General features: G+C 43.4%; 11 protein-coding genes and 1 tRNA gene. All 12 read left to right on the forward strand.

What is annotated here, in order from left to right; genetic code table 11:
- The first annotated feature begins 79 nt into the window (after positions 1-79).
- The 12 genes from C3Y98_RS02285 (at position 80) to fusA (ending at position 15,527) form a co-directional block, all read left to right on the forward strand.
- Positions 80-155 (forward strand) — tRNA-Trp (locus C3Y98_RS02285).
- Between the two features lie 125 nt (positions 156-280).
- Positions 281-628, forward strand: a complete 348-nt coding sequence (gene secE / locus C3Y98_RS02290) for a preprotein translocase subunit SecE (RefSeq protein ID WP_135276525.1) — start codon at positions 281-283, stop codon at positions 626-628.
- Positions 628-1,164, forward strand: a complete 537-nt coding sequence (nusG, locus tag C3Y98_RS02295) for a transcription termination/antitermination protein NusG (protein WP_015831285.1) — start codon at positions 628-630, stop codon at positions 1,162-1,164. Before secE ends, nusG begins: the two co-directional genes overlap by 1 nt.
- A 76-nt stretch (positions 1,165-1,240) precedes the next feature.
- Positions 1,241-1,672: a 50S ribosomal protein L11 gene (gene rplK / locus C3Y98_RS02300; RefSeq protein ID WP_015831286.1), complete on the forward strand. Its 432-nt coding sequence runs from the start codon at positions 1,241-1,243 to the stop codon at positions 1,670-1,672.
- A gap of 1 nt (position 1,673) precedes the next feature.
- Positions 1,674-2,360: a 50S ribosomal protein L1 gene (gene rplA, locus C3Y98_RS02305; RefSeq protein WP_135276526.1), complete on the forward strand. Its 687-nt coding sequence runs from the start codon at positions 1,674-1,676 to the stop codon at positions 2,358-2,360.
- 318 nt (positions 2,361-2,678) lie between these two features.
- Complete coding sequence (rplJ, locus tag C3Y98_RS02310; protein ID WP_135276527.1) at positions 2,679-3,170, forward strand: 50S ribosomal protein L10; 492 nt, start codon at positions 2,679-2,681, stop codon at positions 3,168-3,170.
- 53 nt (positions 3,171-3,223) lie between these two features.
- Positions 3,224-3,598 carry a 50S ribosomal protein L7/L12 gene (gene rplL / locus C3Y98_RS02315; protein ID WP_135276528.1) on the forward strand — a complete coding sequence of 125 codons (375 nt, stop codon included), beginning with the start codon at positions 3,224-3,226 and terminating at the stop codon, positions 3,596-3,598.
- 234 nt (positions 3,599-3,832) lie between these two features.
- Complete coding sequence (gene rpoB / locus C3Y98_RS02320; RefSeq protein WP_135276529.1) at positions 3,833-8,005, forward strand: DNA-directed RNA polymerase subunit beta; 4,173 nt, start codon at positions 3,833-3,835, stop codon at positions 8,003-8,005.
- Between the two features lie 17 nt (positions 8,006-8,022).
- Positions 8,023-12,276, forward strand: coding sequence for a DNA-directed RNA polymerase subunit beta' (rpoC, locus tag C3Y98_RS02325; protein WP_135276530.1), 4,254 nt, complete (start codon positions 8,023-8,025; stop codon positions 12,274-12,276).
- 149 nt (positions 12,277-12,425) lie between these two features.
- Positions 12,426-12,812, forward strand: a complete 387-nt coding sequence (rpsL, locus tag C3Y98_RS02330; protein WP_015831292.1) for a 30S ribosomal protein S12 — start codon at positions 12,426-12,428, stop codon at positions 12,810-12,812.
- 97 nt (positions 12,813-12,909) lie between these two features.
- The gene (rpsG, locus tag C3Y98_RS02335; RefSeq protein ID WP_135276531.1) at positions 12,910-13,380 is read left to right on the forward strand and encodes a 30S ribosomal protein S7; all 471 of its coding nucleotides are present in this window, start codon (positions 12,910-12,912) and stop codon (positions 13,378-13,380) included.
- A 56-nt stretch (positions 13,381-13,436) separates the two neighbouring features.
- The gene (gene fusA / locus C3Y98_RS02340; RefSeq protein ID WP_135276532.1) at positions 13,437-15,527 is read left to right on the forward strand and encodes an elongation factor G; all 2,091 of its coding nucleotides are present in this window, start codon (positions 13,437-13,439) and stop codon (positions 15,525-15,527) included.
- Positions 15,528-15,590: the final 63 nt, after the last annotated feature.

Below are 15,590 nucleotides of genomic sequence, written 5' to 3' on the forward strand. Positions count from 1 at the left end.
AGCTAAGATTATCGAGTAAGATAATTTGTAAGAGTTGCGCAAACAACCCTGCGTAGCTCTTATTTAAAGGTTTAAGTACAGGCCAATAGCTCAATTGGTAGAGTATCGGTCTCCAAAACCGAGGGTTGGGGGTTCGAGACCCTCTTGGCCTGCCAAATATATAGTATGGATTTATTAATCTGCCGAATAACTAGAAATATTCATATTTCTAGTTATTCGCGTTAGTAAGACCTGAAGTTATTTTAGTCACCATTAAGTAAGTTCTTAGATTAAGACAATTATGCTCAATAAAATTAAGTTGCTGTCAGCTGCGCTTTTGCTGGTGGCAGGCATTGCCGGTTTTTACCTTTTAGCAGACAAGCCTACTGTGGTGCGTATTTTGGTTGTGCTTGCAGGTTTGGCGGCTTCTGTTGCTGTGCTTTGGACTACTCCGCTTGGTCAGCAGTCATTTGGTTTTATTGGTGAGGCAGTTGCTGAGTCACGTAAAGTGGTTTGGCCTACACGTAAAGAAACAATACAAACTACATTGGTGGTGTTTGTGTTGGTGGTTGTGATGGCTGCGTTTTTAGCGGTGGTCGATATCGGGTTTGCTTTTATGGTTAAGTGGTTACTAGGACGGGGCGCGTAATGAGTATGAAATGGTACGCGGTGCAGGCTTTTTCAGGTTTTGAAAAATCCGTGCAAAAAGGATTGGAAGAGCGTGTTGTACGTTCTGGATTACAAGATCAATTTGGCCAGATTTTAGTGCCAATCGAAGAGGTAATCGAAATGAAAGCGGGTCAGAAAACAATTTCTGAGCGTAAGCTTTACCCAGGTTATGTGTTGGTTCAGATGAACATGACAGATGACACTTGGCATTTGGTGAAAAGTACACCACGTGTAACAGCATTTATTGGTGGCAGTGCGCAAAAGCCAACACCAATTAAAGATAAAGAAGTCGACATCATCTTGCAGCGCATTGATGATAGTAAAAGTAACCCTACACAAAAACTTACCTTTGAAAAAGGTGAGTCAGTTCGTATTACTGACGGTCCGTTTAAAGACTTTTCTGGCAATGTGGAAGAAATTAACTACGAGAAAAGCAAATTGCGCGTTTCTGTGGTTATTTTCGGTCGTTCTACACCGGTTGAGTTGGAATTTAGTCAGGTAGAAAAAGAAGTTTAGTAGTAAGTAGTTGTTTTTATTAACGGGGAGCTTTGGTCTCGATTGAAGCGTTAGTACCCATATTAGGAGTAATAGCATGGCAAAGAAAGTTATTGGCTATATCAAGCTGCAGATTCCTGCAGGTAAAGCTAATCCAAGTCCACCAGTAGGTCCAGCATTGGGTCAACGTGGTTTGAACATCATGGAATTCTGTAAAGCGTTTAACGCTGCAACACAAGGTGTTGAGCCAGGATTGCCAATCCCAGTAGTAATTACTGCGTTTGCTGATAAGAGCTTCACGTTTGTGATGAAATCACCTCCAGCAACTATTTTGATCAAAAAAGCAGCTGGTATTACTAAAGGTTCACCTCGTCCACATACGGATAAAGTTGGCAAAATCACTCGTGCACAAGCTGAAGATATTGTGAAAACTAAACAAGCTGATTTGTCTGCTGCTGATATGGATGCTGCAGTTCGCACTATCGCAGGTAGCGCTCGCAGTATGGGTATTGAAGTGGAGGGTGTATAACATGGCTAAAAGAATTAACGCACTACGTGCAAAAGTAGATCGTAATAAATTGTACCCAGTGACTGAAGGTTTAACTTTAGTTAAAGAAAACGCAACTGCAAAATTCAATGAGTCTATCGATGCGGTAGTTAACTTAGGTATTGATGCACGTAAGTCTGACCAATTAGTACGTGGCGCTATCGTGTTGCCTAACGGTACAGGTAAAACTACACGTGTTGCTGTGTTTGCACAGGGTGCACAAGCTGAAGCTGCTAAAGCGGCGGGTGCTGACATCGTTGGTTTTGAAGATTTGGCTGAGCAAGTTAAAGCTGGCGTAATGGATTTTGACGTTGTGATCGCTACACCTGATGCAATGCGTATCGTTGGTGCTTTAGGTCAAGTGTTGGGTCCACGTGGTTTGATGCCTAACCCTAAAGTGGGTACTGTGACTCCTGACGCAGCAACTGCAGTTAAAAATGCTAAAGCTGGTCAAGTACAATACCGTACAGACAAAGGCGGTATCATTCACTGCACAATCGGCCGTGCTTCTTTCACAGTTGAACAATTGCAAGGTAACTTGGCTGCATTAGTTGATGCTTTGAACAAAGCTAAACCAGCTGCAAGCAAAGGTGTTTACCTGAAAAAACTATCTGTATCTAGTACGATGGGTGCAGGTGTGCGTGTTGACCAAGCAAGTTTGGTTGCTTAATTAGAATAATGGGTGGGGCTTTGTTGCCTCACCTATATAGTGCTTTGGGCTCATTTCCTTTGCTAGCTTAATAGTGATGCAATTGAAGTGAGGTTATCAAAGACCGTAGGTGTCGTTTCGATTTAATGTGGTTTTGTGTTGGATTAAAGCTTTTTGTTTTAAATCTACTATCAAAACCTGGCCTACGCAGATGGCGTATCCCTATAACAGGTTAATCCTGATAAAAGGTCGCCGTAAAAGTGGTTTTTATAATATTAATTATAAGAGCTGATTCTGCTTTAGAAATAAAGCGGAGATTTTAACGGAAGGAGAAAGACCTTGAGTCTAAATCTTACAGAGAAAAAAGCGGTTGTTGCTGAAGTAAGTGCACAAGTTGCACAAGCACAAGCGATTGTTCTTGCTGAGTATCGTGGTATGGGCGTAGCCAATATGACGGTATTGCGTGCAGATGCCAGAAAATCAGGCGTGTATCTACGTGTATTGAAAAATACATTGGTACGTCGCGCGGTTGAAGGTACACCATTTGCAGCATTAGCAGACCAAATGGTTGGCCCATTGGTGTTCGGCATTTCTGCTGACCCAGTAGCGGCAGCTAAAGTACTGAACAATTTTGCTAAAACTAACGATAAATTCGTTATTAAAGCAGGTGCGGTGCCAAATCAATTGATGGATGTTGCTGGTGTTCAAGCGCTAGCATCTACATTAAGTCGTGAAGAGTTGCTTGCTAAATTTGCACGCACACTTAACGAAGTGCCTACTAAGTTTGCACGTGCGATTGCGGCAGTTCGCGACGCTAAAGAAGCAGCTTAATTCATCAGATCGCTTATTTAAAGCAACATTATTTTATTTTAGGAAATATTCAAATGGCAATTTCAAATGCAGATATTTTAGAAGCAGTTGGTTCAATGTCAGTTTTAGACTTGACAGCTTTTATTAAAGAAATCGAAGAAAAATTTGGCGTGTCAGCTGCAGCAGTTGCAGTTGCAGCTTCAGCAGGTGGTGCAGCTCCAGCTGCAGCAGCTGAGCAAACTGAGTTCAACGTTGTGCTTTTAGGCGCAGGCGAGCAAAAAGTTGGCGTGATTAAAGCTGTTCGTGAATTGACTGGTTTAGGCTTGAAAGAAGCTAAAGACCTAGTTGATGGCGCACCAAAAGTAATTAAAGAAGGCGTTTCAAAAGCTGACGCTGATGCAGCATTGAAAAAATTGATCGAAGCTGGCGCAACTGGCGAAATCAAATAATACATCTTTAAGTGTATAAATTAGGCTGACGGGTGACCGTCAGCCTTCGCCATTTGTAATGGCCTGCAATGTAACAAAATGTAATTGCCTTAGCTAAGGTAATTATATAGATGCTGGTACTGTAATAAGCCTTCAGTTAATCATTAACTGAGGTTAGAGGTGAAAATACTTACGTAATGGATGTAGTGCAAAAAAGTATTTTAATTTCTGCCCTCAAAATATCTAGGAGATGCAATGAGCTATTCCTTCACCGAAAAGAAGCGCCTTCGTAAAAGTTTTGCCAAGCGAGAAAGCGTTCAAGAAATTCCCTATTTGCTGGCAATGCAATTAGAGTCATATGCTGCATTTTTGCAGTCTAATGTTCCTGCTGATCAACGTACTGAAACAGGTCTGCAATCTACATTCAGTTCTGTTTTCCCTATCGTTAGCCATTCAGGTAACGCACGTTTAGATTATGTGAGCTATCAACTAGGTGCTGAGCCATTTGATGTTAAAGAATGTCAACAACGTGGTTTAACTTATGCTGCACCTTTGCGTGTGCGCGTACGTTTGACCATTATGGACAAAGAGGCTTCTAAACCTACAGTTAAAGAAGTTAAAGAACAAGAAGTTTACATGGGCGAATTGCCTTTGATGACTGAAAATGGTTCATTTGTGATCAACGGTACCGAGCGTGTTATCGTGTCTCAATTGCATCGCAGCCCAGGTGTGTTCTTTGAGCATGACCGCGGTAAAACCCACAGTTCAGGTAAGTTGCTATTCTCAGCACGTATTATTCCTTACCGTGGTTCATGGTTGGACTTTGAGTTTGATCCAAAAGATTACTTGTATTTCCGTATTGACCGTCGCCGCAAAATGCCGGTAACGATTTTGTTGAAAGCATTGGGTTACACCCCAGAGCAAATTATTTCAACTTTCTACGATTTTGATACATTCCACATCGGTAAAACTGGTGTTGAATTTACAGTAGTACCTGAGCGTTTACGTGGTGAAGTAGCAAAATTTGATATCGTTGCTAAAGACGGTTCAGTGATTGTTGCTAAAGACAAACGTATTACCGTAAAGCACATCCGTGACATGGAAAAAGCTGGCGTGAGCGAAATCGCTGTGCCGCAAGATTTCATTCTAGGCCGCGCCTTGGCTAACACGATTGTTGACCAAGAAACTGGTGAAGTCGTGGCAAATGCTAACGATGAAATCACTGAGTCTTTATTGGGTAAATTGGTTGATGCCAATATTCGCACTGTAAGTACATTGTATTCAAATGACTTGGATCACGGTGACTACATTTCACAAACGTTGCGTATTGATGAAATTCCTGACCAATACAGTGCACGCGTTGCTATCTACCGTATGATGCGTCCTGGCGAACCGCCAACTGAAGAGTCAGTTGAAGCATTGTTCCAAGGTTTGTTCTTCAATGAAGATCGCTACGATTTGTCACGCGTAGGTCGTATGAAGTTTAACCGTCGCGCTTTCCCAGAAAAAGCAGAAGAGCGTCAATCTAACTGGATTCGCAGATTCTATGAAGCTGTTGGTGTGCAAGGTGACGAAGGTGCTAATACCTTGTCTAACGACGACATCTTAGCTGTCATCGGTGTGTTGCTAGAGTTGCGCAATGGCCGCGGTGAAATCGATGATATCGATCACTTAGGTAATCGTCGTATCCGTTCAGTAGGTGAGTTGGCTGAGAACCAATTCCGTACTGGTCTAGTACGTGTAGAGCGTGCAGTTAAAGAACGTTTGTCACAAGCTGAATCTGACAACCTGATGCCGCACGATTTGATCAATGCGAAACCGGTTTCAAGTGCAATCCGTGAGTTCTTCGGTTCTTCACAATTGTCACAATTTATGGACCAAACTAACCCATTGTCTGAAATTACGCATAAACGCCGTATTTCAGCTTTAGGCCCTGGTGGTTTGACCCGCGAGCGCGCTGGCTTTGAGGTACGTGACGTACACTCAACACACTATGGTCGCGTATGTCCGATTGAGACACCAGAGGGTCCAAACATTGGTTTGATTAACTCTTTAGCTTTATATGCACGTACTAATGAATATGGTTTCTTAGAAACACCATATCGCCGTGTTGATAGCAATAAAGTATCAGATACGATTGACTACTTGTCAGCGATTGAAGAGAGTCAGTACATGATCGCGCAAGCGAATACTGATTTAGATGCTAAGAACGTATTTGTAGATGATTTAATTTCATCACGTCATCACAACGAGTTTACGATGACGCAACCTGATCGCGTTCAATATATGGACGTGGCGCCAGGCCAAATTGTTTCTGTTGCGGCTTCATTGATTCCATTCTTGGAACACGATGACGCGAACCGCGCATTGATGGGTGCAAACATGCAACGTCAAGCTGTACCATGTCTACGTGCTGAGAAAGCAGTAGTAGGTACCGGTATCGAGCGTACTGTAGCAGTTGACTCTGGTACTGTGGTAACTGCTCGCCGTGGTGGTTTGGTAGATTACGTTGATTCTGCACGTATCGTGATTCGTGTAAACGATGAAGAGGCGAAAGCTGGTGAAGTTGGCGTAGATATTTACAACTTAACTAAATATACGCGTTCTAACCAAAATACCAATATTAACCAACGTCCATTGGTTAAAGTAGGTGACAAACTTGCACGTGGCGACGTGATTGCAGACGGTGCTTCTACCGATATGGGTGAGTTGGCACTGGGTCAAAATATGTTGGTAGGCTTTATGCCATGGAACGGTTATAACTACGAAGACTCGATCTTGATTTCAGAGCGCGTAGTGGCTGATGATCGTTACACTTCTATTCATATTGAAGAGTTATCAGTGGTTGCACGTGATACAAAACTTGGTGCAGAAGAAATCACACAAGATATTTCAAACTTGAGTGAGCGCATGTTAGCGCGTCTGGATGAAGTGGGTATTATTCACATTGGTGCTGAAGTTGAAGCCGGTGACGTATTGGTGGGTAAAGTAACACCTAAAGGTGAGACACAACTGACGCCAGAAGAGAAATTGCTACGTGCGATTTTCGGTGAAAAAGCGTCTGACGTTAAAGATACGTCACTACGCGTGCCTTCAGGCATGAGTGGTACTGTGATTGACGTACAAGTGTTTACACGCGAAGGTATTGACCGTGATGCACGTGCGCAACAAATTATTGATGACCAATTAGCACACTACAAACAAGACTTGGCTGACCAAATGCGTATCGTGGAAGACGATGCATTCGGCCGTATCCGTCGCTTGATTGAAGGTAAAGTGGCTACTGGCGGTCCTAACAAGCTGAAAAAAGGCGAAGCATTAACTGCTGAGTACTTAGAGTCTGTAGGTCGTTACGATTGGTTTGACATTCGCTTGTCAGACGAAGAAGCGGCGCGTCAATTAGAGCAGTTGAAAGACAGCTTGTCACAAGCGCGCATTGAGTTTGATAACCGCTTTGAAGAGAAAAAACGTAAATTGACGCAAGGTGACGAATTGCCACCAGGCGTACAAAAAATGGTTAAGGTTTACTTGGCTGTTAAACGTCGTATCCAACCAGGCGATAAGATGGCGGGTCGTCACGGTAACAAGGGTGTGATCTCAAAAATCTGCCCAGTAGAAGATATGCCGCATATGGCTGACGGTACGCCATTGGATATCGTGTTGAACCCGCTAGGCGTTCCTTCACGTATGAACATTGGTCAGATTTTGGAAGTGCACTTAGGCTGGGCCGCTAAAGGGTTAGGTTTACGTATCGAAGAAATGCTACGTGAAGAATCTAAAGTAGCTGAGATCCGTAAGTTCTTGGAAAAAATCTATAACGACAGCACAGGTAAGCATGAAGATATTAAATCTTTCACCGATGCGGAAATTTTAGATTTAGCGCAAAACCTCAAACGCGGTGTGCCATTTGCAACGCCAGTATTTGATGGTGCAGCAGAGTCTGATATTAAAGCGATGCTTGATTTGGCGTTCCCGGATGATGATGCACGTACTAAACAATTGCAGTTCCATGCAGGTAAAACACAGGTAACGCTGTTTGATGGCCGTACCGGCGACAAATTTGAGCGTCCAGTGACTGTAGGTTATATGCACGTGTTGAAACTGCATCACTTGGTTGATGACAAGATGCATGCTCGTTCTACAGGTCCTTATTCATTGGTCACACAACAACCATTGGGCGGTAAAGCACAATTCGGTGGCCAGCGTTTTGGTGAGATGGAGGTTTGGGCGTTAGAAGCTTATGGTGCTTCATATACCTTGCAAGAAATGCTGACAGTGAAGTCTGATGACGTTACTGGCCGTACTAAAGTGTATGAAAACATCGTTAAAGGCGAACACAAAATTGATGCAGGTATGCCTGAGTCATTTAACGTGTTAGTGAAAGAAATTCGTTCACTCGCTATCGACATCGACCTAGACCGCAACTAATTCAGGAGAGAATTCACATGAAAGCTCTATTAGACTTATTTAAACAGGTAACGCAAGAAGAAGAATTTGATGCAATTAAGATTGCGTTAGCTTCACCTGAAAAAATCCGTTCATGGTCATATGGCGAAGTGAAAAAGCCAGAAACCATTAACTACCGTACTTTCAAGCCTGAACGTGATGGCTTGTTCTGCGCAAAAATCTTTGGCCCTATCAAAGATTACGAGTGCTTGTGCGGTAAATACAAACGCTTAAAACATCGCGGCGTCATCTGCGAAAAATGTGGCGTTGAAGTGACATTATCAAAAGTGCGTCGTGAGCGTATGGGTCATATCGACCTAGCATCACCAGTAGCGCACATTTGGTTCTTGAAATCATTACCAAGCCGTTTAGGTATGGTATTGGATATCGCTTTGCGTGATATCGAACGCGTATTGTACTTTGAAGCATTTATCGTGGTTGATCCAGGCATGACGCCGCTTACACGCGGTCAGTTATTGACTGAAGATGACTACTTGGCAAAAGTAGAAGAGTACGGTGATGAGTTCAATGCAGTGATGGGCGCTGAAGCGGTACGTGAATTGCTACGCACAATGGATATTGAGCGTGAAATCACTACATTACGTCAAGACCTAGGCGCAACTGGTTCAGAAGCGAAAATCAAGAAAATTGCTAAACGCTTAAAAGTGTTAGAAGCATTCCAAAAATCTGGCATTAAACCAGAGTGGATGATTCTTGAAATCTTGCCAGTATTGCCACCAGAACTACGTCCATTGGTACCATTGGACGGCGGCCGCTTTGCTACATCTGACCTGAACGATCTATATCGTCGCGTGATTAACCGTAACAACCGTTTGAAACGCTTGTTAGAGTTGAAAGCACCGGAAATTATTGTACGTAACGAAAAACGTATGTTGCAAGAAGCGGTGGACTCATTATTAGACAACGGCCGTCGCGGTAAAGTGATGACTGGCGCTAACAAACGTCCATTGAAATCATTGGCTGACATGATCAAGGGTAAAGGCGGTCGTTTCCGTCAGAACTTGCTTGGTAAGCGTGTGGATTACTCTGGTCGTTCAGTGATTGTGGTTGGTCCACAATTGAAACTGCATCAGTGCGGTTTGCCTAAAAAAATGGCGTTGGAATTGTTCAAACCATTCATTTTCCATAAATTGGAAGTGTTAGGTTTAGCAACTACGATTAAAGCTGCGAAGAAAAAAGTTGAAGAAGAAGGACCAGAAGTATGGGATATCCTCGAAGACGTCATCCGCGAGCATCCAGTACTATTGAACCGTGCGCCTACATTGCACCGTTTGGGTATCCAAGCGTTCGAGCCTATCCTGATTGAAGGTAAAGCCATTCAATTGCACCCGTTAGTTTGTGCGGCATTCAACGCCGACTTTGACGGTGACCAAATGGCGGTTCACGTACCATTGAGCTTAGAAGCACAAATGGAAGCGCGTACCTTGATGTTGGCATCAAACAACGTATTGTCACCTGCAAACGGCGAGCCAATCATTGTGCCTTCACAAGATATCGTGTTGGGTCTGTACTACATGACACGTGAGAAAGTTAACGCACGCGGCACTGGCATGCGCTTCTCAGACGTGAAAGAAGTACAGCGTGTATTTGATCAAGGTTTAATCGATCTACATGCTAAAGTTACTGTGCGTATTAAAGAGTACGATCTGGATGTAGATGGCGTTAAAACAGAGAAAACAACACGTTACGAAACAACTGTAGGTCGTGCATTGCTGTCAGATATCTTGCCAGCAGGCTTACCATTCAGTCACATTGATAAAGCATTGAAAAAGAAAGAGCTTTCAAAACTGATCAATGCTTCGTTCCGTAAAGTAGGTATCCGCGAAACAGTTATCTTTGCTGACCAATTGAAAAACACTGGTTACTCATACGCGACTAAAGCAGGTATTTCTATCAGCATTAACGATATGTTAGTGCCATTAGAAAAAGAGCAATTAATTGCTGCTGCTGATGCTGAGGTGAAAGAAATCGAAGACCAATACGTTTCTGGTCTAGTGACACAAGGCGAGCGCTATAACAAAGTGGTGGATATCTGGGGTCGTGCCGGTGATAAAGTTGCCGACGCGATGATGAAGCAACTGAAAGAAGAAGACGTATTGGATGCTGATGGCAACCAATTAAAAGACGCTAACGGTAAAGTGGTGCGTCAAGAGTCTTTCAATGCGATTTACATGATGGCGGACTCTGGTGCGCGTGGTTCTGCAGCGCAAGTGCGTCAGTTAGCTGGTATGCGTGGTCTGATGGCGAAGCCGGATGGTTCTATTATTGAAACGCCGATTAAAGCTAACTTCCGTGACGGTCTGAACGTGTTGCAATACTTTATTTCAACCCACGGTGCACGTAAGGGTCTAGCTGATACTGCGTTGAAAACAGCGAACTCAGGTTACCTGACACGTCGTTTGGTTGACGTAACACAAGACTTGGTAGTGACTGAGCATGATTGCGGTACGACTGATGGTTTAGTGACTAAAGCTTTGGTTAAAGGCGGTGAAGTAATTGAGCCGTTGCATGACCGTATCTTGGGTCGTACCACTGCGTTGGATGTAATTAATCCAGAAACACAAGAAGTGATTTACCCAGCAGGTACTTTGCTGACTGAAGATGAAGTAGAGCGTATTGATGCTTTAGGTATCGATGAAGTGAAAGTGCGTACAGCACTGACTTGCGATACACGCTACGGTATTTGTGCTAAATGTTACGGCCGTGACTTAGGTCGTGGCAAACTGATTAGCCAAGGTGAATCAGTGGGTGTGATTGCTGCGCAGTCTATTGGTGAGCCTGGTACACAGTTGACCATGCGTACGTTCCACATCGGTGGTGCGGTATCGCGTGCAGCTTCTGTAAGCCAAGTAGAAAGTAAGTCTAACGGTGTGTTGAGCTTTACTTCAACTATGCGTTACGTGACTAATGCGCGTAACGAGCAAGTGGTCATTTCACGTAATGGTGAAGTGATTATTGCAGATGAGAATGGTCGTGAGCGTGAGCGTCATAAAGTGCCATACGGTGCTACCTTGCAAATTACTGACGGTAAAGCGGTAAAAGCAGGTCAGGCGATTGCAACTTGGGATCCGCATACGCGTCCAATTATTACTGAGTACGCTGGTTTCGTTAAATTCGAAAACGTTGAAGAAGGTATTACGGTAGCTAAACAGATTGATGACGTAACTGGTTTGTCATCATTGGTGGTGATTGATCCTAAACAACGTGCTGGTCAAACTAAAGGCTTGCGTCCACAAGTTAAATTGTTAGATGCAAATGGCAATGAAGTTAAGCTTGCTGGTGGTGATCAATCAGTAAACGTAACGTTCCAAATCGGTTGTATTATTACCGTGAAAGATGGTCAAGAAGTGGGTGTGGGTGAAGTGTTAGCTCGCGTACCGCAAGAGTCATCTAAAACACGTGATATTACCGGGGGTCTGCCACGTGTTGCTGAGTTGTTCGAAGCGCGTTCACCAAAAGATGCAGGTATGTTGGCTGAAGTAACAGGTACTGTTTCATTCGGTAAAGATACCAAAGGTAAGCAACGTTTAGTAATTACTGACTTAGACGGTATTTCAAATGAATACTTGATTCCAAAAGACAAGCACGTAACAGCGCATGACGGTCAAGTAGTCACTAAAGGTGAGACCATTGTTGACGGCCCAGCTGATCCACAAGACATCTTACGTTTGCAAGGTCGCGAGTCTTTAGCGCGTTACATCATTGACGAAGTGCAAGACGTTTACCGTTTACAAGGCGTTAAGATTAACGATAAACATATTGAGGTGATTGTGCGTCAAATGTTACGTCGTGTACGTGTGACAGATGCAGGTGATACAAGCTTCATCTTAGGTGAGCAAGTTGAGCGTGCCGATCTGTTAGCTGAAAATGAAGTGGTGATTGCGCAAGACAAACGTCCTGCACTATTTGAGTATGTGTTGCTTGGTATTACTAAAGCTTCATTATCAACAGACTCATTCATCTCAGCTGCGTCGTTCCAAGAAACAACACGCGTACTGACAGAAGCTGCAATCTTGGGCAAACGCGATGATCTACGTGGTCTGAAAGAAAACGTGATTGTTGGTCGTTTGATTCCAGCAGGTACTGGTCTTGCATATCACGAAGCGCGTAAGCGTGCAGCGGTTGCAGGCGGTGTTCCACAAAATGAAGCGCCAGCAGCAGAAGTAATTGCAGCAGAAGAAGTGGTAGTAAATGTAGCAACAGAAGTAAGTAGTGAGATAGATGCAGAATAAAATCAGATAATTAAGTCTTGACAATAAAAGTCAGGCTAAATAGAATGCTGAGTTTTTCAGGATGGTGTTATTGTATTAACACCATCCTTGTCTATTTTTTAGATTTTGAAATAAATAATTTTAGAGAACAACATTAGAGGTTACAGGCAATGCCAACCATCAATCAGTTAGTACGTAAACCACGCGTTAAAGTGGTCACAAAGAGCAAAGTGCCAGCACTTGAAGCTTGTCCACAAAAACGTGGTGTTTGCACTCGCGTTTATACTACAACACCTAAAAAGCCAAACTCTGCTTTACGTAAAGTTGCTAAAGTACGCCTAACCAATGGCTACGAAGTAATTAGCTACATCGGCGGTGAAGGCCATAACTTGCAAGAGCATAGCGTAGTTTTACTACGTGGTGGTCGTGTAAAAGACTTACCAGGTGTGCGTTACCATATGGTTCGCGGTAGCTTGGATACTGCAGGCGTTAAAGATCGTAAGCAATCACGTTCTAAATACGGTGCTAAGCGTCCTAAAGAAGCTAAAGCTAAATAATAGCAATCAACCGGTAACGGTTTTATTAATGTAGCGGCTAACCAAAAGCCTTGCTTGAGCAGTTGCTAGCAAAACATAAAAGAGAATAGAGAAGATTATGCCAAGACGTAGAGAAGTCCCCAAACGTAATATCCTGCCGGATCCAAAATTCGGTAGCCAAGAAGTTTCAAAATTTGTAAACGTGTTAATGACAGGCGGTAAAAAATCTGTTGCTGAACGTATTTTATACGGTGCATTTGACCAAGTGACTAGCAAGACTAGCAAAGACGCTTTAGAAGTGTTCACTTTGGCGCTAAACAACCTACGTCCGTTGGTTGAGGTTAAGAGCCGCCGCGTTGGTGGTGCAAACTACCAAGTGCCTGTTGAGGTTCGTCCTAGCCGTCGTAGTGCTTTAGCTATGCGTTGGTTGCGTGATGCAGCGCGTAAGCGTGGTGAGAAATCAATGGGCTTGCGCTTAGCGGCTGAGTTGGTTGAAGCTTCAGAGGGCCGTGGTTCAGCTATGAAGAAACGTGAAGAAGTTCACCGTATGGCTGAAGCTAATAAAGCGTTCTCACATTTCCGCTTCTAATTAGTTATTTAACTAATAGAATCGCTCTTTAAGAAAATTAAGTAAAGGTAATAAACGTGGCTCGTCAAACCCCTATTAATCGCTATCGTAATATTGGTATTTCTGCTCATATTGATGCAGGTAAAACAACTACGACAGAGCGTATTTTATTTTATACAGGCGTTAATCATAAGATTGGTGAAGTGCATGATGGCGCTGCAACCATGGACTGGATGGAGCAAGAGCAAGAGCGTGGTATTACCATTACTTCTGCTGCAACTACCTGCTTCTGGAAAGGTATGGCTGGTCAGTTTGATCAACATCGCATCAACATTATTGATACCCCAGGCCACGTTGACTTTACGATTGAAGTAGAGCGTTCAATGCGTGTGCTTGATGGTGCATGTATGGTTTACTGTGCAGTAGGTGGTGTGCAGCCACAATCGGAAACTGTATGGCGTCAAGCTAACAAGTACAAAGTGCCACGCTTAGCGTTCGTTAACAAAATGGACCGTGCTGGTGCTAACTTCTTCAAAGTGTACGATCAAATGCGTGCACGTTTGAAAGCTAACCCTGTGCCTTTGCAAGTGCCAATCGGTGCTGAAGAGAAATTCGAAGGCGTTGTTGATTTAATCAAGATGAAAGCTATCTTCTGGGATGAAGCATCTCAAGGTATGAAGTTTGATTACCGTGATATCCCTGCTGATTTGCAAGCTGATTGCGACAAGTGGCGCGAAAACATGGTTGAAGCTGCAGCTGAAGCCAGTGAAGAGTTGATGAACAAATACCTTGAAGAAGGTGATTTGTCTGAAGCTGACATTCTGTTAGGTTTGCGTACACGTACTATTGCTTCTGAAATCGTACCTATGATGTGCGGTTCAGCATTCAAAAACAAAGGCGTGCAAGCAATGTTGGACAAGGTGATCGAATTGATGCCTGCGCCTACCGATATTCCAGATACAAAAGCAGAAGACGAAGATGGTAATGAAATCCGTTTGAAGGCTTCAGATGATGAGAAATTCTCAGCATTAGCATTCAAAATCATGACTGACCCGTTTGTTGGTCAATTGATTTTCTTCCGCGTGTATTCAGGTGTGGTTAATGCTGGTGATACAGTTTACAACCCACTCAAAGGTAAAAAAGAGCGTATCGGCCGTATCGTGCAAATGCATGCTAACAACCGTGTGCCTATTGAAGAAGTTCGTGCAGGTGACATTGCGGCTGCGGTTGGTCTGAAAGAAGCAACAACTGGTGATACATTATGTGCGCTAGGTACTGAAATCATCTTAGAGCGCATGATATTCCCTGAGCCAGTGATTCACGTTGCGGTAGAGCCGAAAACTAAAGCTGACCAAGAAAAAATGGGTATTGCTTTAAACCGCTTGGCACAAGAAGACCCTTCATTCCGTGTTAAAACAGATGAGGAAACTAACCAAACCATTATTTCTGGTATGGGTGAGTTGCACTTGGAGATTTTGGTTGACCGTATGCGCCGTGAGTTCAACGTTGAAGCTAACGTTGGTGCGCCACAGGTTGCTTACCGTGAAGCGATCAAGAAATCTGTTGAAGTTGAAGGTAAATTTGTTAAACAATCTGGCGGTAAAGGTCAGTATGGTCACGTTTGGTTGAAAATGGAGCCGAACGAAGCTGGTAAAGGCTTTGAGTTCGTTGACCAGATTAAAGGTGGTACTGTGCCACGTGAATTCATCCCTGCGGTTGAAAAAGGTTTACGTGAAACAATTCCTTCAGGTATTTTGGCTGGCTTCCCAGTAGTTGACGTTAAAGTGACATTGTTTGATGGTTCATACCATGATGTTGACTCTAACGAGAATGCATTTAAGATGGCTGCGTCTATCGGCTTTAAAGACGGTATGCGTAAAGCAGATCCAATCTTGCTTGAGCCTATGATGGCAGTTGAAGTGGAAACGCCAGAAGACTACATGGGTGATGTAATGGGTGACTTGTCTTCACGCCGCGGTATGATTCAAGGCATGGAAGACAGTGCGTCAGGTAAAGTAATTCGTGCGGAAGTGCCATTGGCAGAGATGTTCGGTTACTCAACTGTTGTGCGTTCATTGTCACAAGGTCGCGCTAGCTACAGCATGGAATTCAAGCACTACACAGAAGCACCAAGAAACGTGGCTGATGCCATTATTAACAAAAAATAGTCCATCACTAATTAATTTTAAAGTTTAGATAAAAGGAAATAATCATGGCAAAAGGTAAATTTG

Origin of the sequence: Methylotenera oryzisoli (assembly GCF_004661485.1) — a bacterium.
GTDB lineage: Bacteria > Pseudomonadota > Gammaproteobacteria > Burkholderiales > Methylophilaceae > Methylotenera > Methylotenera oryzisoli.

Bases quoted from the DNA above. Each gene is read 5' to 3' on its own strand.
- secE (WP_135276525.1), top strand. From the start codon at position 281: ATGCTCAATAAAATTAAGTTGCTGTCAGCTGCGCTTTTGCTGGTGGCA.
- nusG (WP_015831285.1), top strand. From the start codon at position 628: ATGAGTATGAAATGGTACGCGGTGCAGGCTTTTTCAGGTTTTGAAAAA.
- rplK (WP_015831286.1), top strand. From the start codon at position 1,241: ATGGCAAAGAAAGTTATTGGCTATATCAAGCTGCAGATTCCTGCAGGT.
- rplA (WP_135276526.1), top strand. From the start codon at position 1,674: ATGGCTAAAAGAATTAACGCACTACGTGCAAAAGTAGATCGTAATAAA.
- rplL (WP_135276528.1), top strand. From the start codon at position 3,224: ATGGCAATTTCAAATGCAGATATTTTAGAAGCAGTTGGTTCAATGTCA.
- rpoB (WP_135276529.1), top strand. From the start codon at position 3,833: ATGAGCTATTCCTTCACCGAAAAGAAGCGCCTTCGTAAAAGTTTTGCC.
- rpoC (WP_135276530.1), top strand. From the start codon at position 8,023: ATGAAAGCTCTATTAGACTTATTTAAACAGGTAACGCAAGAAGAAGAA.
- rpsL (WP_015831292.1), top strand. From the start codon at position 12,426: ATGCCAACCATCAATCAGTTAGTACGTAAACCACGCGTTAAAGTGGTC.
- rpsG (WP_135276531.1), top strand. From the start codon at position 12,910: ATGCCAAGACGTAGAGAAGTCCCCAAACGTAATATCCTGCCGGATCCA.